The 20,058-nt window shown below is 63.8% G+C and carries 11 protein-coding genes and 3 rRNA genes; 7 read left to right on the forward strand and 7 right to left on the reverse strand.

The window, feature by feature from the left end; translation table 11 throughout:
* The first annotated feature begins 39 nt into the window (after positions 1-39).
* From ACVWZ8_RS00305 to ACVWZ8_RS00325, 5 genes are all read left to right on the forward strand, one after another.
* A complete protein-coding gene (locus ACVWZ8_RS00305; protein ID WP_426976884.1) occupies positions 40-654 on the forward strand; it encodes a TetR/AcrR family transcriptional regulator in 615 nt (204 codons plus the stop codon).
* 111 nt (positions 655-765) lie between these two features.
* Entirely contained in the window at positions 766-2,013 is a 1,248-nt protein-coding gene (locus tag ACVWZ8_RS00310) for an MFS transporter (protein WP_456503437.1), read from the forward strand.
* A gap of 38 nt (positions 2,014-2,051) precedes the next feature.
* Positions 2,052-3,692 carry an amidohydrolase gene (locus ACVWZ8_RS00315; protein ID WP_456503438.1) on the forward strand — a complete coding sequence of 547 codons (1,641 nt, stop codon included), beginning with the start codon at positions 2,052-2,054 and terminating at the stop codon, positions 3,690-3,692.
* 52 nt (positions 3,693-3,744) lie between these two features.
* Positions 3,745-4,818, forward strand: coding sequence for an agmatine deiminase family protein (locus ACVWZ8_RS00320; protein WP_456503439.1), 1,074 nt, complete (start codon positions 3,745-3,747; stop codon positions 4,816-4,818).
* Positions 4,815-6,539 carry an amidase gene (locus ACVWZ8_RS00325; protein WP_456503440.1) on the forward strand — a complete coding sequence of 575 codons (1,725 nt, stop codon included), beginning with the start codon at positions 4,815-4,817 and terminating at the stop codon, positions 6,537-6,539. Before ACVWZ8_RS00320 ends, ACVWZ8_RS00325 begins: the two co-directional genes overlap by 4 nt.
* 141 nt (positions 6,540-6,680) lie before the next feature.
* Here ACVWZ8_RS00325 and rrf read toward each other — a convergent pair.
* The 7 genes from rrf to ACVWZ8_RS00360 all read right to left on the reverse strand — a co-directional run bounded on the left by rrf (position 6,681) and on the right by ACVWZ8_RS00360 (position 17,877).
* A 5S ribosomal RNA gene (rrf, locus tag ACVWZ8_RS00330) occupies positions 6,681-6,797 on the reverse strand.
* A gap of 214 nt (positions 6,798-7,011) precedes the next feature.
* Positions 7,012-10,150 (reverse strand): 23S ribosomal RNA (locus ACVWZ8_RS00335).
* 527 nt (positions 10,151-10,677) lie between these two features.
* Positions 10,678-12,203: ribosomal RNA gene (locus tag ACVWZ8_RS00340) — 16S ribosomal RNA — on the reverse strand.
* Together the 16S, 23S and 5S rRNA genes form the textbook arrangement of a ribosomal RNA operon.
* Before the next feature lie 558 nt (positions 12,204-12,761).
* Positions 12,762-14,075 (reverse strand): tyrosine--tRNA ligase, encoded by a 1,314-nt coding sequence (tyrS, locus tag ACVWZ8_RS00345; protein WP_456503441.1) that lies wholly within the window; start codon positions 14,073-14,075, stop codon positions 12,762-12,764.
* A gap of 104 nt (positions 14,076-14,179) precedes the next feature.
* Positions 14,180-16,408 carry a HelD family protein gene (locus tag ACVWZ8_RS00350; protein ID WP_426976877.1) on the reverse strand — a complete coding sequence of 743 codons (2,229 nt, stop codon included), beginning with the start codon at positions 16,406-16,408 and terminating at the stop codon, positions 14,180-14,182.
* A gap of 165 nt (positions 16,409-16,573) precedes the next feature.
* Positions 16,574-17,179 (reverse strand): hypothetical protein, encoded by a 606-nt coding sequence (locus ACVWZ8_RS00355; protein WP_456503442.1) that lies wholly within the window; start codon positions 17,177-17,179, stop codon positions 16,574-16,576.
* A gap of 53 nt (positions 17,180-17,232) precedes the next feature.
* Positions 17,233-17,877: a DNA-3-methyladenine glycosylase gene (locus ACVWZ8_RS00360; RefSeq protein WP_456503443.1), complete on the reverse strand. Its 645-nt coding sequence runs from the start codon at positions 17,875-17,877 to the stop codon at positions 17,233-17,235.
* A gap of 90 nt (positions 17,878-17,967) precedes the next feature.
* Between ACVWZ8_RS00360 and ACVWZ8_RS00365 the strand changes: the two genes are divergently transcribed.
* Both ACVWZ8_RS00365 and ACVWZ8_RS00370 read left to right on the forward strand, forming a co-directional pair.
* Positions 17,968-19,503 (forward strand): AlkA N-terminal domain-containing protein, encoded by a 1,536-nt coding sequence (locus ACVWZ8_RS00365; protein ID WP_456503444.1) that lies wholly within the window; start codon positions 17,968-17,970, stop codon positions 19,501-19,503.
* Positions 19,500-20,027, forward strand: coding sequence for a methylated-DNA--[protein]-cysteine S-methyltransferase (locus tag ACVWZ8_RS00370; protein ID WP_426976872.1), 528 nt, complete (start codon positions 19,500-19,502; stop codon positions 20,025-20,027). The genes ACVWZ8_RS00365 and ACVWZ8_RS00370 overlap by 4 nt, the downstream gene beginning before the upstream one ends.
* Positions 20,028-20,058 lie beyond the last annotated feature (31 nt).

Here is a 20,058-nt window from a genome sequence, read left to right on the forward strand (position 1 = left end):
AGTACATTCAGAGGAGTTGCGCTACCCAAGGAGTCTCAGATGCCTCGTCCCCACTCTCCGCTGTTGTCCGTCGATGCGATCGTCACGGCGGCGTTAGTGCTCGTTGATGAGGCGGGGGACTTCAGCTTCCCGAAGATGGCGCGCCGGCTCGGCGTAAGCCAGTCAGCCCTGTACAACCACATCGAAAATCGTGAGCACATCATCGAGTTGATGCGGGGGCGGCTATTCGCCTCACAGGTTCCGCCTCGGATCGAAAGTCTCCCCTGGGAGGACGCCCTGCGTGCCCTCGTGCGCGCCTACCGCGACGGATTCGCCGCCCACCCGCGGCTCGTGCCCCTGCTGATCACGCAAACCGTTCAGGATCTCGGCGTGGTGAGCCTCTACGAGGATATTGCCGTCACGCTCGAGAGGGCCGGCCTGGAGCAGGGCCAAATCGGCCCGGCGATCGCCACGATTGACTATCTAGCTCTGGGGGCGGCCCTTGACTTGACCGCACCGGAGGTTGTTTGGTCACCGCCGGAGGGGCAGTTCCCCGCGCTTCATCGTGCGGTCGCAAATTCCGGCTCCGTTGAGAAGCGGGCGGAGGCGGCCTTCGTTTTCGGCTTGGATCTGCTCGTTGCCGGGGTGCGGGCCAGGGCGCTCCAGAAGATTTAATGAAAGCCTTTCAGTAACCTCTTGCGGTGAGGCGGAAGATGCCCCACACTAAATGAATGCCTTTCATTTAGTGACGGCATTCACATCTAGTCCACCCCTCGAAGGAAGACCATGTCCAAAAACAGTGTGGAGCCAGAGGGCTCCGGCCGCGTACAGCTGACGGCCAGGCGCGCCGTCTCCGTCTTCGGGATCAGCGTCGTGGGGTTCATGACCGCCAACCTGGTACCGGTCATGATCGTGGCCCTGACCGGCGAGCTCGGGTTCTCCGTCACTGATGCGGGTGTCCTGATCACAGCGTCCCTGCTGGCCTGCGCCGCGTCGTGTCTGTTGACCTCCCGATGGTCCTCAGCCGGTGGAGGCCGGTATGTAGTTGCCCGTGTGGGCCTGGCCTTGACCGCTTTGGGCTTCGGTGCCGCCGCATTTGTTCCGTCAGTACCCGTAGTTATCGCCGGCATCGTCATCGGCGGCATGGGCGCCGGCGGGGCCGTCTCCGCCGGCGGTGCTGCGTTGGGCGCCCTGCGCAACCCTGACCGCGCTTCGGGCATCAACGGTTTCACTAACCGGGCCATCGTGTCGGTCGTCCTGTTCGCGATCCCTGCTCTGGGGGCCGGAATGGGCAGTGCCTTCGGACTGCTTGCCGGCCTCGCTGCCGCTGCCCTGCTGACCACGGCATGGCTGCCGGACCGACCCGCCCCCACATCCACCTCAGGGTCCTCCTTGCCCGCAACAACAACCCTTGGGTCCTCCCGCACTACGACATTTGCGGGGGTCGGGCTGTTGGCATGCTTCGCCCTGTGGGCGCTCAGCGAGGACTCGCTGTGGGCCGTGGCCGCCACTATGGGGGCAGACCAGGCCCGCCTCGACGAGACCGGGATGGGCTTGGCATTGAGCCTGTCCGCATTGGGCGGACTGGTTGCCACAGCACTAGTCGGCGTGTTCGGGCGGCGCCTGGGACGCACCGTGCCCCTTGCTCTAGTTCTCGTGACGGGCGGTCTTCTCAAGCTTCTCTCCGGGACCGTGACCGAACCGGGATGGTACCTGGCGGTCATCATCGCTTGGAACACGATCTACGCGGCCGCGTTTGTCTACATCCTCGCTGTCGCCGTCGCGCTGGACGCCTCGGGACGCTGGTCTGCCCCACTGCTGGGCGTATACCTCATCGGATCCTCCTTCGCCCCCGTCTTCGGGACATCCCTTTCGGCCGGGATGGGCTACGCCGGGATGGGCATCGTCTTGGCGTGCATGACCTTCGCGCTTCTGATCCCGCTCATCGTGATCTCCCGCATCTCCGTTCGCATCGAGGCCGCCTCGGCCGGCCGGTCGCCGGAGCCCGGGTTCCCCCAGGCGGCGATCGCCTGATGTCCGCCACCCCGTCCACACCACATGAAAGTCCAACCTTGAACGAGCGCACCCTTTACACCAATGCCACCGTCTTCACCGCAGACGGCACTACTGCTGAAGCCTTTGTTGTCGAGGAGTCCCGGTTCAGTTACGTCGGGACCGAGGCCGACGCGCGCCGGACCGCAGGGCCCGACGCCGCGGAGGTCGACTTGGCCGGTGGCTTCGTCCTGCCCGGGTTCGTCGACGCCCACACTCACCTGCTGATGATGGGACAGGCCGTGCAGAAGGTGGCCCTGCGCGACGCCTCGGACCTTGCCCACATTCAGCAGCGGCTACGTGAGGCGGCCGCGGAGAACCCACAGGCGCCCAGGATCCTGGGCGCAGGCTGGCTTTACAGCGCCTTGGGGGGTGTTGCGCCGACCCGCCAGATCCTTGACGAGGCCGTCGCCGACCGACCCGTGTACCTCGACGCCAACGACCTGCACTCAGTCTGGGTCAACAGCGCAGCACTGGCGGAACTCGGTATCGACGATGCCACGCCAGACCCGATCGGCGGCCGGATCGGCCGCGACCCGGCCACCGCGGCGGCCGACGGAATGCTTTACGAGACAGCCGCGCAGCAGATCGTCTGGCCCGCCCTGGCCCGGGCCGCCACTGACACGGACCGCGACTCGCACCTCGAGGCGGCCTTCGACCATTACCTCTCCGCCGGCGTCACCAGCGCCGTGGACATGGCCGTTCAGGACGACGACCTCGACACCTTCCGACGTGCCCTGCACCGCCACGGCGGCTCCCTGCCCCTGCGGGTAAAGGGCCACTGGCTCGTCTTCCGACACGCGGCCGACCAGGACAACCTCGCCCAGGTCCACCGGACCGCAGAATTGGCCGCGGAGCTCTCGGGCGAGTGGCTGCAAATCTGCGGAATCAAGATCGTCATCGACGGCGTCATCGACAGCTGCACTGCAGCCATGAAGGAGCCCTACGCCGACGGAAGCCGCTGTGAACCCATTTGGGACCGGGAGTCCCTGATCCCGATCGTGGTCGCCGCCGACGCTGCCGGCATGCAGATTGCCCTGCATGCCATCGGCGACGAAGCGTCGGACATCGCCCTGGACGCCCTCGAAGAGGCGCACCGGGTCAACGGCCCCATGGACCGCCGGCACCGCATCGAGCACCTTGAGACCGTCACCGACGCCAACGTGCGGCGGCTCGCCGCCCTCGGTGTGGTGGCCTCCGTGCAACCCGTCCACGCCGACCCTGCAATCCAGGACAACTGGAAGGCCGTGCTGGGCGACCACCGAGTCGAACGGGCCTACCCCTGGACCGAATTCGTCGCAGCCGGAGCCACCCTGGCCCTGAGCACGGACGCGCCCACCGCCCCGCACCAGCCGCTGCCCAACATGTACATCGCCACGACTCGGAAGTCCGCTATCGACCCCTCGTTGCCGCCAAACCAGCCGGACTACGCCTTAGACCTGGCCGACGCCCTATGCCACGGAACCCGCGACGCTGCCTACTCCTGCCGCGCCGAGGACCGCGAGGGCCGCATCGTGCCCGGCCACTTCGCCGACTTCACCCTCCTCGACACCAATCCTTTCCTCTCCGAGGCCGAGCAGCTGCTGACCAATCGGACGCGCCTCACAGTCGTGGGCGGACGTGTCGCCTTCGACGCCACCGTCGCGGCGGTTGCGCCATAGCAACGGTTCTGCCTGCCTCCCCATCCCTCACTCATCGAAAGAAATACCCGCCATGAAACCTGCCATAGCAACGGACACCGTCATGCCCGCAGAGTGGCACCTCCACGACCGGACCTGGATTGCCTTCCCCACCCCCAACGACACCTTCGGTGCCGCCGGCAGCGACACCCTGGAGCGCGCTCGACGCGCCTGGACCGCCGTCGCCCGGACCATCGCCCGCCACGAGCCCGTGACCGTCGTCGCTGAACCCGCCGACGCAGAAGCGGCCCACGCCGCACTCGGTGAGGGGATCACGGTCGTGCACGCGCCCCTGGACGACGCCTGGTTGCGCGATTCCGGACCCACCTTCACACACGGGCCCGACGGGACCCTGGTGGCCGTGGACTGGGTCTTCAACGGCTGGGGCGCCCAGGAATGGGCAGCCTGGGAAAAGGACCAGTACGTCGGACGGTTCGTCGCCGGCCAGGCGGGCGCCGAACTGCGGCCCAGCCTCCTTGTCAACGAAGGGGGCAGCTTCCACGTCGACGGCGAGGGCACCGTCCTGCTGACCCAGACCGTGCAGCTGGACCCCGGCCGCAACCCCGGGGCGACCAAGGCCGAGGTGGAGGCGGAGATCCACGCCCGCCTCGGCACCACGAAAGCGATCTGGCTCCCGCGCGGGCTGAGCCGTGACTACGACGAGTTCGGCACCCGCGGCCACGTGGACATCGTCGCCGCGTTCGCAGGTCCCGGGACGGTCTTGGTCCATCGGCAGGAGAACCCGCGCCATCCCGACTTCGAGATCAGCAGGGAGATCCGATCAGTGTTGGAGAACGCCGTCGACGCCGCAGGACGCCGCCTGCACATCGTCGATGTTCCCGCCCCCACGGTCCTGGACGCAGGCGACGGCTTCGTCGACTGGTCCTATATCAACCATTACGTCGCCAACGACGCGGTCATCCTGTTCGCGTTCGACGACGCGAACGACGCCGTCGCGGCGGGGATCCTGGCGAATGCCTACCCCGGCCGCACTATCGAGCTGGTTGACGCCCGCGACATCTTCGCCTTCGGCGGCGGCATCCACTGCATCACCCAGCAGCAGCCGTCTCCCCGGCGGACAGCAATGGGTGCGGAGGACCGCCGATGAGCACCTTCGACGTCGTCGAGGCTACTATCGCCGAGCTCCGGGCAGCACTGGAGTCCGGCCGCGTGACGAGCGAGGAACTGGTCCGTCTCTACCTCGACCGGATCGCGGCCTACGACCGGACCGGGATCTGCCTCAACGCCCTCGTCGTCATGAACCCCGACGCCCTTTCCGAGGCCAGCGCTTCCGATCAGCGCCGTGCCCGCGGCGCGGTATCGGGGCCGTTGGACGGCATCCCCTACACCGCCAAGGACAGCTTCCAGATCCGCGGGCTCACCGTGGCGGCCGGCTCCCCAGCCTTCGAGCACCTGGTCGCCCAGCGCGACGCCTTCACTATCGAACGACTGCGCGCGGCCGGAGCGGTGCTCATCGGACTGACCAACATGCCCCCGATGGCCAATGGCGGCATGCAGCGGGGTGTCTACGGACGCGCAGAGAGCCCCTACAACGCCGACTACCTGACCGCGGCCTTCGGCTCAGGCTCCTCCAATGGTTCAGGCACGGCGACGGCGGCGAGCTTCGCAGCGTTCGGACTCGGTGAGGAGACTTGGTCCTCAGGCCGTGCACCGGCCTCGAACAACGCGCTGTGCGCATACACACCCTCACGCGGGATCATCTCCGTGCGAGGTAACTGGCCACTCGTACCGACGATGGACGTCGTCGTCCCGCACACCCGAACCATGCGCGACCTACTCGAGGTGCTCGACGTGGTAGTCGCCAACGACACCGAGGCCCGCGGCGACTTCTGGCGCGTGCAGCCGTGGGTCGAGATCCCCGCGGCGTCAAGCGTGCGCCCCGACTCCTACCGCACCCTCGCCTTAACCGACGCCACGGCCGCCGCACGGGTTCTCGCGGGCACCCGGCTCGGAGTTCCACGAATGTACATCAACGCCGACCCCGACGCGGGCACGGGCGCCTCCCCCGGCATCGGCGGGCCCACAGGACAACGCATCAAGACCCGGCCCTCCGTGCTCGACCTCTGGGAGACCATGCGCAGTGACCTGTCGGCCGCCGGCGCCGAGGTTGTAGAAATCGATTTCCCCGTCGTGACCAACTACGAAGGCGACCGCCCCGGTGCGCCCATGATCCACACCCGCGGACTGGTCAGCCCCGAGTACCTGGAACACGAACTGTGGGAATTGTCGATGTGGGCCTGGAACGACTTCCTCGACGCCAACGGCGACCCGGACCTGCACCGCCTCGCCGACGTCGACGGGCCGCGGATCTTCCCCCATCCGGAGGGTGCGTTGCCGGACCGTTACGGTGAACTGGATTTCGACCTCGCCCAATACGCCGTACGCGCGCGGGAGGAAGGAATCCCACCGCTTCATGCAATCCCACACCTCGCCGAAGGACTGCGGGGACTGGAGGAAACCCGCCGCGAGGACCTCGAGGAATGGATGGACGAGCGCGGCTTGGACGCTGTCATTTTCCCGGCCGTCGCCGACGTCGGCCCGGCGGACGCCGACGCGAACGAGGCATCCGCCGCCCACGCCTGGTGTAACGGCGTGTGGGTGGCCAACGGCAACCTCGTACCCCGACACCTCGGCATACCGACCGTGACCGTTCCGATGGGCACCATGGCCGACACCGGTATGCCCGTAGGGCTCACAATCGCCGGCCGCGCATACGACGACAGCGCGCTACTGCACCTCGCCGCCGCCGTTGAGGCGTTAGGCACCCGTCGGACCGCTCCCCCGCGTACTCCGCCGCTGGACGGATAGGTGAAAAGCTAGGCGGCTCACAACCAGAAATATGCGCGCTTCAGGAAATGGCAGCCGCGATCCGTGAGGTCAGATACAAGCCGTTAAATGCGGGAGAGCCTCCGGACTGTGTCTGGAGGCTCTCGACCGTGTTTAATGGTTGTCCGGCGGTGACCTACTCTCCCACACCCTCCCGGGTGCAGTACCATCGGCGCTGTGGGTCTTAGCTTCCGGGTTCGGAATGGGACCGGGCGTTTCCCCCACGCTATGACCGCCGTAACCCTTGCTCCCGACCCTCCTGGCCGTGGCCTGTGGGGGTGGGAAATCTGGTGTTACAACTGTGGTGTTGTTATTCAGTTGAAGGTTCCTGGGACAACATGCCGTGTGAACGGGTTTGTTGTCTGGGAACCACATAGTGGACGCAAGCAGTCTTGTTTCTTTGTACCCTCCCCATGGTGTGAACGTCTTTTGAATCCGTTCACGAAGAGAGTGTGTGGTGTAAGTTATCGGCCTATTAGTACCGGTCAGCTTCACGAGTCGTTAGTCCTCGCTTCCACATCCGGCCTATCAACCCAGTGGTCTGGCTGGGGGCCTCTCACACACAAGGTGTATGGAAATCTCATCTCGAAGCGAGCTTCCCGCTTAGATGCTTTCAGCGGTTATCCCATCCGAACGTAGCTAATCAGCGGTGCACTTGGCAGTACAACTGACACACCAGAGGTTCGTCCGTCCCGGTCCTCTCGTACTAAGGACAGCCCTTCTCAAATTTCCTGCGCGCGCAGCGGATAGGGACCGAACTGTCTCACGACGTTCTAAACCCAGCTCGCGTACCGCTTTAATGGGCGAACAGCCCAACCCTTGGGACCTACTCCAGCCCCAGGATGCGACGAGCCGACATCGAGGTGCCAAACCATGCCGTCGATATGGACTCTTGGGCAAGATCAGCCTGTTATCCCCGAGGTACCTTTTATCCGTTGAGCGACGGCCATTCCACAATGTACCGCCGGATCACTAGTCCCGACTTTCGTCCCTGCTCGAGATGTCTCTCTCACAGTCAAGCTCCCTTGTGCACTTACACTCGACACCTGATTGCCAACCAGGCTGAGGGAACCTTTGGGCGCCTCCGTTACTTTTTAGGAGGCAACCGCCCCAGTTAAACTACCCATCAGGCACTGTCCCTGACCCGGATTACGGGCCGAAGTTAGATGTCCAAAGTGACCAGAGTGGTATTTCAACGATGACTCCACCCGGACTGGCGTCCGGGCTTCAACGTCTCCCACCTATCCTACACAAGCCACTCCGAACACCAATACCAAACTATAGTAAAGGTCTCGGGGTCTTTCCGTCCTGCTGCGCGTAACGAGCATCTTTACTCGTACTGCAATTTCGCCGAGTTTATGGTTGAGACAGCGGGGAAGTCGTTACTCCATTCGTGCAGGTCGGAACTTACCCGACAAGGAATTTCGCTACCTTAGGATGGTTATAGTTACCACCGCCGTTTACTGGGGCTTGAATTCTCAGCTTCGCCTTGCGGCTAACCGGTCCTCTTAACCTTCCAGCACCGGGCAGGAGTCAGTCCGTATACATCGTCTTGCGACTTCGCACGGACCTGTGTTTTTAGTAAACAGTCGCTTCCCCCTGGTCTCTGCGGCCCCTGCACGCTCCGGACAGCTAGTGTCCATCACGATGGGGGCCCCCCTTCTCCCGAAGTTACGGGGGCATTTTGCCGAGTTCCTTAACCATAATTCTCTCGATCGCCTTAGTATTCTCTACCTGATCACCTGTGTCGGTTTGGGGTACGGGCGGCTGGAACCTCGCGTCGATGCTTTTCTCGGCAGCATAGGATCACCGAATCCCCCCGTGAGGGGGTCCCATCAGATCTCAGGCATCATGAACGGCGGATTTGCCTACCGTTCGCCCTACCTCCTTAGACCGGGACAACCATCGCCCGGCTCGGCTACCTTCCTGCGTCACACCTGTTAATACGCTTGCCTCCCGGGATCAGGTCCCGCGCTCCACCAAAACCCTCCCGCCCCGAAGGGCGGTCAGGCAGGTTTCGGGCGGTTAGTGTCCCCCGTTCAGCATGGGCGGTTCTTCGCCGGTACGGGAATATCAACCCGTTGTCCATCGACTACGCCTGTCGGCCTCGCCTTAGGTCCCGACTTACCCAGGGCAGATTAGCTTGACCCTGGAACCCTTGATCATTCGGCGGACGGGTTTCTCACCCGTCTTTCGCTACTCATGCCTGCATTCTCACTCGTGTAGGCTCCACCGCTGGTTTACACCGCGACTTCACTGCCCACACGACGCTCCCCTACCACTCCAGACGCCTGAACCAACCCCACGAGGGGGCGGCTTGGCTATCATCTGAAATCCACAACTTCGGCGGTGTACTTGAGCCCCGCTACATTGTCGGCGCGGAATCACTTGACCAGTGAGCTATTACGCACTCTTTTAAGGATGGCTGCTTCTAAGCCAACCTCCTGGTTGTCTTCGCAACTCCACATCCTTTCCCACTTAGCACACGCTTAGGGGCCTTAGTTGGTGGTCTGGGCTGTTTCCCTCTCGACTATGAAGCTTATCCCCCACAGTCTCACTGCTGCGCTCTCACTTACCGGCATTCGGAGTTTGGCTGACGTCAGTAACCTTGTAGGGCCCATTAGCCATCCAGTAGCTCTACCTCCGGTAAGAAACACGCAACGCTGCACCTAAATGCATTTCGGGGAGAACCAGCTATCACGAAGTTTGATTGGCCTTTCACCCCTACCCACAGCTCATCCCCTCCATTTTCAACTGAAGTGGGTTCGGTCCTCCACGACGTCTTACCGTCGCTTCAACCTGGCCATGGGTAGATCACTTCGCTTCGGGTCTAGATCACGCCACTGCAACGCCCTGTTCAGACTCGCTTTCGCTACGGCTTCCCCACACGGGTTAACCTCGCGACGTAACACTAACTCGCAGGCTCATTCTTCAAAAGGCACGCCGTCACCAGAATCAGACTGGCTCCGACGGATTGTAAGCACACGGTTTCAGGTACTGTTTCACTCCCCTCCCGGGGTACTTTTCACCTTTCCCTCACGGTACTGGTCCGCTATCGGTCATTAGGGAGTATTTAGGCTTATCAGGTGGTCCTGACAGATTCACACGGGATTTCTCGGGCCCCGTGCTACTTGGGATACTTCACCAGGCGGTACACAACATTTCGGTTACGGGGCTCACACCCTCTCTGGCCGGCCTTTCAAGACCGTTCACCTATGCCTGTACTACTCACCCCACTGTCCCGGCAGAGACAGAACGGGAAGTCCCACAACCCCGACCATGCAACGCCCGCCGGCTATCACACATGGAACGGTTTAGCCTGATCCGCGTTCGCTCGCCACTACTGACGGAATCACTATTGTTTTCTCTTCCTGCGGGTACTGAGATGTTTCACTTCCCCGCGTTCCCCCCACACACCCTATGTGTTCAGATGCGGGTCACCGGGCAGCTCGCGCCCCCGGCGGGGTTTCCCCATTCGGACACCCTGGGATCACAGTCCGGTTATCGACTCCCCCAGGCTTATCGCAGATTCCTACGTCCTTCTTCGGCTCCTAATGCCAAGGCATCCACCGTGTGCTCTTAAAAACTTGACCACAAAAGATCAAAAACTAATTCACGAGAGAACCATGAAAACCATCACTCCACCTAAGAAAGGCAGAACAACAGATCCAGGTTCATATTCTTGGAAATTGCTTCTTATAAAAGATGCTCGCGTCCACTATGTAGTTCTCAAACAACAACCCCGTACCACACACCCCACACGAACCCCCGCAACAGGGGCACAACCGTATGATCGGTGCAGCCAGGAAACCAGAAACAAACAAAACCCACACCACAACCCAGCCTCCCCGTAAGGGAAACCCGGCCGTGCCATGGTCCTGTTGCCTCAGGACCCAACAGTGTGCCAAACACTAAACCGCATGCAACCCGCCCCCGCACCGTTCCAGGAACCCCTCAAGAGAGGATCCGTACTGGGTAAGGAGAAGAACACGCGGCCGCTATCTGCTGATATTCCACCCGTGAGCACCCGCCGCAGAACTAGCGTCTGCGCAACGGGCGTACTCCTGACAAACTCATCCGTCCCGCATACACGGGCGCTGGGTTTGTAGGTGCTCCTTAGAAAGGAGGTGATCCAGCCGCACCTTCCGGTACGGCTACCTTGTTACGACTTAGTCCCAATCGCCAGTCCCACCTTCGACAGCTCCCTCCCACAAGGGGTTAGGCCACCGGCTTCGGGTGTTACCAACTTTCGTGACTTGACGGGCGGTGTGTACAAGGCCCGGGAACGTATTCACCGCAGCGTTGCTGATCTGCGATTACTAGCGACTCCGACTTCATGGGGTCGAGTTGCAGACCCCAATCCGAACTGAGACCGGCTTTTTGGGATTAGCTCCACCTCACAGTATCGCAACCCTTTGTACCGGCCATTGTAGCATGCGTGAAGCCCAAGACATAAGGGGCATGATGATTTGACGTCGTCCCCACCTTCCTCCGAGTTGACCCCGGCAGTCTCCTATGAGTCCCCGCCATCACGCGCTGGCAACATAGAACGAGGGTTGCGCTCGTTGCGGGACTTAACCCAACATCTCACGACACGAGCTGACGACAACCATGCACCACCTGTAAACCGACCGCAAGCGGGGCACCTGTTTCCAGGCGTTTCCGGTTCATGTCAAGCCTTGGTAAGGTTCTTCGCGTTGCATCGAATTAATCCGCATGCTCCGCCGCTTGTGCGGGCCCCCGTCAATTCCTTTGAGTTTTAGCCTTGCGGCCGTACTCCCCAGGCGGGGCACTTAATGCGTTAGCTACGGCGCGGAAAACGTGGAATGTCCCCCACACCTAGTGCCCAACGTTTACGGCATGGACTACCAGGGTATCTAATCCTGTTCGCTCCCCATGCTTTCGCTCCTCAGCGTCAGTTAATGCCCAGAGACCTGCCTTCGCCATCGGTGTTCCTCCTGATATCTGCGCATTTCACCGCTACACCAGGAATTCCAGTCTCCCCTACATCACTCTAGTCTGCCCGTACCCACCGCAGATCCGGAGTTGAGCCCCGGACTTTCACGGCAGACGCGACAAACCGCCTACGAGCTCTTTACGCCCAATAATTCCGGATAACGCTTGCGCCCTACGTATTACCGCGGCTGCTGGCACGTAGTTAGCCGGCGCTTCTTCTGCAGGTACCGTCACTTTCGCTTCTTCCCTACTGAAAGAGGTTTACAACCCGAAGGCCGTCATCCCTCACGCGGCGTCGCTGCATCAGGCTTGCGCCCATTGTGCAATATTCCCCACTGCTGCCTCCCGTAGGAGTCTGGGCCGTGTCTCAGTCCCAGTGTGGCCGGTCACCCTCTCAGGCCGGCTACCCGTCGTCGCCTTGGTGAGCCATTACCTCACCAACAAGCTGATAGGCCGCGAGTCCATCCAAAACCACAATAAAGCTTTCCACCCCCCACCATGCGATGAGGAGTCATATCCGGTATTAGACCCAGTTTCCCAGGCTTATCCCAGAGTTAAGGGCAGGTTACTCACGTGTTACTCACCCGTTCGCCACTAATCACCGGTGCAAGCACCGGGTCATCGTTCGACTTGCATGTGTTAAGCACGCCGCCAGCGTTCATCCTGAGCCAGGATCAAACTCTCCGTTGAAGTAAAACAAAAACAGACACAACCAACACCCCCGGGAAAACGGGACGCGAAGGCTGCACAAAATTTGAAACCAGCCAAAAACACCAGACCACACCACGGGGTGGCGGGATCCGGCAAATTCAACCAATCCATATAAACAAATTGGTATCAACAAACTTGGCACACTATTGAGTTCTCAAACAACAGACACATTCGAATACTTGTCGAAACAATTCATTTGAATTCCGTGTTTCGCTTTTCTTCGCTGCGATATCTAGAGCTTATTTCATTCATTTCCACTTTGCAAATCCAAGATATTCTCTCGAAATTTACCGGTGGAACGAATCCGCCCAGCAAAATGTGAAGCAATTCTTCATATCTGCGCCAATGCGCAGAAAAAATTGCTTCTCTATTTAGTGGGGGTTTGTCGCCACTCAGCGGCGGCGACTCAAAAAACAATACACGCTCCTCCCCTGCCTTGCAACTCGGCGGGGAAGGAGCGTGTAGGTGACATTTTTGGACGCCGGCAAACGCGCCGGGACACCGAACGACCCGGAGGCCCGAACGATAGGACGAAGACTAAGTCGCGGAGACTTCCACAGTTGCCAGGCTCTTCTTGCCCCGGCGCAGCAGCAGGTACCGTCCGTGCAGCAGCTGGCTGGGGGCGATAACAGCCTCGGGATCCGACACCTTGGCGTTGTTCACGTAGGCCCCGCCTTCCCCCACCGTGCGACGGGCCGCCGACTTGCTCTCGGACAGGCCGGAGGCCACCAGCAGTTCAACGATTCCCAACCCGCCGGCGTCGACGGTGGCGGAGGGCAGTTCTGACGTCGCGGCCTGCAGGGTTGCCTCATCCAGCACGGTCAGGTCACCGTTGCCGAACAGTGCTGCCGATGCTGCGATGACTTTCTCCGTGGCGTCCACACCGTGCACGAGGGAGGTCACTTCGTACGCCAGCTTCCGCTGTCCCTCCCGGGCAAACGGCCGTTCCGCAATGGCAGCCTCCAGGGCTTCGATCTCGGAACGGCTCAGGAAGGTGAACACCTTAAGGCGCGCCGCGACGTCGGCGTCCGCCGTGTTGAGCCAGAACTGGTAGAAGGCGTACGGGCTGCACATGTCCGGATCCAGCCAGATCGCGTTGCCTTCGCTCTTGCCGAACTTGGTGCCGTCGGAGTTGGTAATGAGGGGAGTGCCCAGTGCGTGGACATGCTTGCCCTCAACTTTGCGGATGAGTTCGGTGCCGCTGGTCAGGTTGCCCCACTGGTCAGAGCCGCCGGTCTGCAGCGCGCAGCCGTAGTCGCGGAACAGCTGGAGGTAGTCCATGCCCTGCAGGATCTGGTAGCTGAACTCCGTGTAGCTGATGCCCTCGTCGGAGCCAAGGCGGGACGCGACGGCATCCTTGCGCAGCATGGTGCCAACACGGAAGTGCTTGCCGATGTCGCGCAGGAAGTCGATGGCGCTCAGCGGCGCCGTCCAGTCCAGGTTGTTGACCATCCGGGCTGCGTTGTCGCCCTCGAAGCTCAGGAAACGGCGGACCTGGGCCTGCAGGTACCCGACCCACTCCGAAACCGTGTCCTTGGTGTTGAGGGTGCGCTCCGCCGTCGGGCGCGGGTCACCGATCAAGCCGGTGGAACCGCCTACGAGGCCCAGGGGCTTGTGGCCGGCCAGCTGGATCCGGCGCATGAGCAGCAGCTGCACCAGGTTGCCCAGGTGCAGGCTCGGCGCGGTGGGATCGAACCCGCAGTAATAGGTGATCGGGTCCCCGGCGAGCAGCTTTTCCAGCTCCGCCTCATCCGTGGAGACGTGGACGAGGCCGCGCCATTTCAGCTCCTGCCAGATATTGGCGAAGCTTGGGTCATTCTGCTGGGAATCGAGATCATTTAGCTGGGACACGGAATCTAAGTTAGCAGGATCGGGACCCGCTCAGCGTGTGTGACCGTCAGGGGACGCGGTGTCCCCGCAGCGCCGCCGGCCAGGAGCGGCCGACGGCGGCAGGTTCAGTCCTCGATGCCGGCCGGCACACCGGCGGCGGCGATGAGCCGCAGCCGCTGGGTGGGCCGGGTCATAGCCACATAGAGGTCGCCGACGCGGCCGTGCTCATGGTTGAGCATGGCCGTCGGCTCCAGCACCACGACGCCGTCGAACTCCAGGCCCTTGGCCTCGCGGGGGCTGATCACCACAATGTCCTGCACGTAGCTGCCGGCATCCGTCCCGACGCGGCGGCCATAGACGGCGCGCAGCGCGGCGGTGGCCTCCGGGAGGAGGTCGCCGTCGGCGATCACGGCCAGCAGGCCGCCCTCGAGGGCATCCAGTTCCTGCGGGAGAACCTCCACAAGTTTGCTGACGATCTGGCCCGGCTCGACCCGGTCGATGATCGGCGACCAGCGTCCCTCACGGACAGCCTTGGGCGCGGAAACAACCAGCCCGGCCGCGTTGGCCATCCGGGCGGCCGCTTCGGCAATCTGGGACGGCGTCCGGTAGTTGACGGTGAGTTCCTCGAGCTGCCAGCGGTCCCCGAACATCGGGGCGAGGGCGCCCTGCCATGAATTTGCGCCGGCCACGGAACTGGTCTGGGCAATGTCCCCCACGATCGTGAAGGACTTCAGCGGGCAACGGCGCACGAGGAGGCGCCACTGCATCGGCGAGAGCTCCTGCGCCTCGTCCACCACGATGTGCCCGAAGGCCCAGCTGCGGTCGGTCGTGGCTCGCTCCGCTGCGGTCAGCCGGGCTTCGCGCTCCTGGTTCTGGTCCACAAGATCCTCGGCGGAAATGAGGACGTCCACTCCCGCGGTTTCCATGTTGACCAGGGTCTGCTTGGCGTTGGCAAGATCGCGGGCGCGGTCTTGTTCCTGCTGTGCCAGTCCCCTGCCGGCCGCCGCGTCAAGCTCGCCGAGCAGCTCGGCGGCCTCATCCAGCAGCGGCACGTCGGCCTCGGTCCACGGTGAATCGGCGGGCCGGAGCAGCAGGGCGCGCTCGGCCGGGCTGAGGTTCGGTGTGCACGCCGCCAGGATGGCCGGCTTGCTCAGGAGCTCCCCCACGAGCTTCTCGGGCGTCATCGGCATCCAGCACAGGTTCAGGGCTATGCGGACGTCCCGGGCGGAGCGGACGTCCTCGGCCAGGTAGGAGCGGTCGGCGTTGTTGCCGATGCTTCCGGCCTCCACCAGTTCGGTCAACTGTTCGGTCAGTTCGCGCAGCAGGATCTTGACGAACGAGACACGGGCCTCGTTGTGCGGTTTGCCGGCGGCGCGTGCCTTGTCCCTGGCCCGGCGGACCTGCCGCGGGGTCAGGAGCAGCTTGCGCCCGTCGACTTCGAGGACCCTGTTCCCGGCGGGGATGCGCTGCCTGTTGGCCACGGCATTCGCGACGACCTGGGCCATCTCCAGCCGGCCTTTGATGGCGGCAACGGCGGATTCCGGCTCAGCCACAGCATGGATGCCGGGCATCAGCCGGCCCACACTGGCCATCACGACGCCGGTCTCGCCGAGGGAGGGCAGCACCCGCTCGATGTACTTCATGAACGACGACGACGGGCCCACCAGAAGCACGCCGGCGGTCTTGAGGCGGTCCCGGTGGGTGTACAGCAGGTAGGCGGCGCGGTGCAGGGCGACGGCTGTCTTGCCGGTGCCCGGGCCGCCCTGGACGACGAGGGCGCCGGAAATCGAGGAGCGGATGATCCGGTCCTGCTCGGACTGGATGGTCCCGACGATGTCCGACATCCGGCCGGTCCGCTTGGAATTGAGCGCTGCCAGCAGGGCGCCCTCGCCCTGGAGCGAATCGCCATCGGCGAGCATGTCGGCGTCGAGCACGTCATCCTCGATCGCTTTGACCTCGCGGCCCTGCAGGATCAGGTGCCGGCGCCGGCGGACTCCCTGCCGGTCGAAAGCGGTGGCCTGGTAGAAGTGGCCGGCTTCCGGCGCGCGCCAGTCCACCATGAGGCGCTGGAGGTCCTCCGTGGTCAGGCCGATGCGGCCGATGTATTGCGCCTCCCCAGAATCGAGGTCCAGCCGGCCGAACACCAGGCGGTCGTCGACGGCGTCGAGCTGGGCGAGGCGGTCCTCATAGAGCGCCGCGAACGCGTCACGCTCGGAGACATTCTGCATGGTACCTACGGCACCGGCGCGGCGGACCTGGGCCAGCTGGGCGCGCTTTTCTGCCCGCAACTCATCGAGCCGGGCGTAGAGTCCGGCTACATAGTCGCGTTCATGGGCCAAATCAGCGTCGTGCATCGGGCGTTCCCCTATCGAAAAAGACAGACCAACCATTCTACAACCATTCCGGTCAACCCGACGGCATGTGTCCGTTTTTGCAGGCATTCTACCGAGGAGTCGGGAATCGTCCAGCTATACGCGCAGCAGGGCGCGCTCCGCTCCTTCGCTGCCTTGTAGACCTACCTACCTGTTGTTCGCCGGAGGCTCGGTATCATCTGTCGGTACACCTGGGGACTGCAGGAGTTCATTCGCGAGCCCGTACCTGACGACTTCAAGCGCCTTCCTGAGCGCGCGCTCCGCGTCGAACCGTCCGGCCGCTACGGCACTCATCCGGGCGTAGTCGTCGGCCCATCCGGAACGGTGGAACCTGTCGGCGTCACCATGCAAGAGCCGTCCATAGAGAACGTCTTCGAAAAGGTCATGCTCATTAGATGGGGCGAGTCCTGACATCAACGTATGACGGTCCCCAACCATCTCGTCGGTGAAGAGACTAGCCACTTGTTCGGCGCCCTCAGCCACTTTGCGGTCCCCCGTGTAGTTGCATAGGCGCAGGGCCCTCACCACTAGCTTGAGCGAAACGTGCTCATCACGAACGATAAATTTACGCAACAGCGCCGCACGGAAGAGCTCCACCCAGTGCCTGCGCTCCCCCTCGACGGAGTTTAGGGCCACCGGTCCTCCACCGGGTTTGAACAGCTCAACCATTCGGAAGTACTCGGTGGCCAGCGGCTCAAAAATCTGGAGCCTTTCGAGCTCGCTGGCTGGTTTTCCACGTTTACCCTCGCCCATAAGGCTTCATCATCCCCCACTGCCGGTGCTTAGGACTCAGGTTGCCCACTCAGCTACGCCGTCCGCACCTTCGCGGCCTTGTAGCGGGAGACGGTCGGATCGCCGGTGAGCCAGAAGCGCCAGGGATAGTGGTGCGTGCCGCCGGCCCCGGACACGCCAACCCGCGGCCCGGAGCTGATGTCCGTGGCAGGGGTGTGAGGCAGCTCAAGCCGGAACGGGGCTTCGAGCGCATCGCGGCCGCTGTCCGCCGTCGTCAGTCCGAGCGCGGTGGCGAGCCGTGCAGGTCCGCTTGCCAGGTCCTTGGGGGACTTCGACGTCCGACGCCGGGCGAGTGCCAGCTCCTCCCCCTCGATGACTTCGCCGGCCCGCAGCAGCAGCGCGGAGGCCACGCCGTCCGGACCGCAGACGATGTTGGCGCAATGGTGCATGCCGTAGGTGAAGTAGACGTAGAGGTGCCCGGCGGGGCCGAACATCGGTGCAGTGCGGGCAGTCGCGCCCCGAAAGGTGTGCGAACCGGGGTCGGGGTGCCGGGAGTCATGCGGACCCATGTAGGCCTCCACCTCGGTGATCCGGACCGAGACCGTGCCGTCGCGCCCCTCATGCGTCAGGACTGCGCCGAGCAGCAGCGGCGCCACCTGCCGGGCATCGGCGGACAGCAGCTCCCGCAGGCTCGCGGCAGGCGGCGGGTTGGACGTCATGGTCCGACTTTAACAAAGACCCGTGCACTGCTCCACGGCCGTGTCCGATTTCCGCTAGCAGCCGTACCGGGAAGCTGGCAGGATGAACTCATGGACTTCTGGCAGCGCTACAGGGCAATCGACGCCCGGGACACCCGTTTCGACGGGCAGTTCTATACCGCTGTCCGGACCACCGGCATCTACTGCCGGCCCTCCTGCCCCGCCCGGACGCCCAAAGCGGGCAATGTCACCTTCTACGAGACGTCGGCGGCGGCCCACGACGCGGGCTACCGCGCCTGTAAACGCTGCCTGCCGGAGGCAGTCCCCGGGACGCCGGCGTGGAACCTTCGCTCGGACATCGCGGGCCGCGCCATGCGCCTCATCAACGACGGCGTGATCAACCGCGACGGCGTCGAAGGGCTCGCCGCCCGGCTGGGCTATTCCTCCCGCCAGCTGAACCGGATCCTGAGCCATGAGCTCGGAGCCGGGCCGCTCTCGCTGGCCCGGGCGAGCCGTGCCCAGACGGCCCGGACCCTGCTCGTCTCCACGTCCATGAAAGTGGCCGACATCGCCTTCGCCGCCGGCTTCAGCAGCGTGCGCCAGTTCAACGAGACCATAGGCGAGGTTTTCGCGATGACGCCCTCGGCGCTGCGGGCCACCGCCCGGCGCCACCAGGCGCCAGCCTTGACCGCGGTGTCGTCGACGGCGCTGACCTTGAACCTCCCCTACCGTGAACCGTTTGATCCGGGCGTCTTCGACTTCCTCGCCGTCCGCGCCATCCCCGGCATCGAGGAAGGAACATCGCGTTCCTACGCCCGGACCCTGCGGCTGGCAAACGGGGACGCCCGGTTCCGGGTGGACTACGACGCCGGCGCCCCTGGCCGGCCGCTCGTGTTGACGATCGGGGCCGTTGACCTGCGGGACTTGCCCTCCCTGCTCAGCCGGGTCCGCCGCCTGCTGGATCTCGACGCCGACCCGGTCGCGATCGATACTGCCCTGGCCGCGGATCCGCGGCTGGCCGCCAGCGTCGCCAACGCGCCTGGCATGCGGATGCCGGGAGCGGTGGACCCGCAGGAGCTGCTGGTCCGGGCCATGATCGGACAGCAGATCACCGTGGCTGCCGCACGCACGGCCCTCGTCCAGCTGTCCCCGGCCGGGAGTGAAAGCCTGGTTCCCGCCGACGGCCTTCACCGGCTCTTTCCGACGGCGGCGCAGATCGCGGAGTCCGGTTTCGAACTGCTCCGGGGCCCGCAGCGCCGCATCGACTCCGTCCGCGGGGCGGCCGCGGCGATGGCCTCAGGGGACCTCGATTTCGGCTACGGCGACGACCTGCCCGGGCTCGAGGCCAAGCTGCTTCCGCTGGCCGGCGTCGGGCCGTGGACCGTCGGCTATGTCGCGATGCGCGTGATCGGCGCCCCGGATGTTTTCCTCGCCAGTGACGCTGCCGTGCGGAACGGCATCCGGTCCCTCGCCCAAGGCAGGAATGGCCCGGAACTGAGCCCTGATTTCCGTGAGCTTAGCCCGTGGCGTTCCTACGCCACCATGCACCTCTGGCGCGCGGCCTCGGCTGCGCAGGCCGCCGCGCGCGCTGCAACACTGTCCGGCGCGCCGGCAAAGACCCCCACCCGGAAGAAAGTGACGCAATGAAAGCCCAGCTGTTGACCATGTCCACCCCCGACGGCCCCTTCACCATCATTGCCCGGGACGGGACGGTGCTGGCCTCGGGCTGGACCGCGGTTCCGGGGGAACTGACCGGCCAGATCCATCCGGAGCTGCTCCCCGGCGAGTACCAGACCGTCACCGAGCTCGGCGGAATCTCGGCCGCCGTCGAGGAGTTCTACGCGGGCAATCCTGCCCCCGCCATGGGCGTTCCGGTGTTGCAGAAGTCCGGCCCGTTCCGCAACCACGCCTGGGACATGCTCCGGACGGTGACGCCCGGGCATCCGGTGACCTACACGGAATACGCGGAGCTGTCCGGGAATGTGAAGGCCGTGCGGGCTGCGGCCAGTGCCTGCGCCTTCAATGCGGCGGCACTGTTCGTGCCCTGCCACCGCGTCATCCGGACCGATGGCACCCTGGGCGGCTTCCGCTGGGGACTGGCCATCAAGGAAAGCCTGCTGGACCGGGAACACCAGGCGGCCCTGGCCCTCCCGCAATCAGCGTCGAGGTGAGACTTCGCGCCCATGCCTGGAAGGCAAAGTC

This window comes from Arthrobacter sp. UYCu723 (assembly GCF_054059215.1).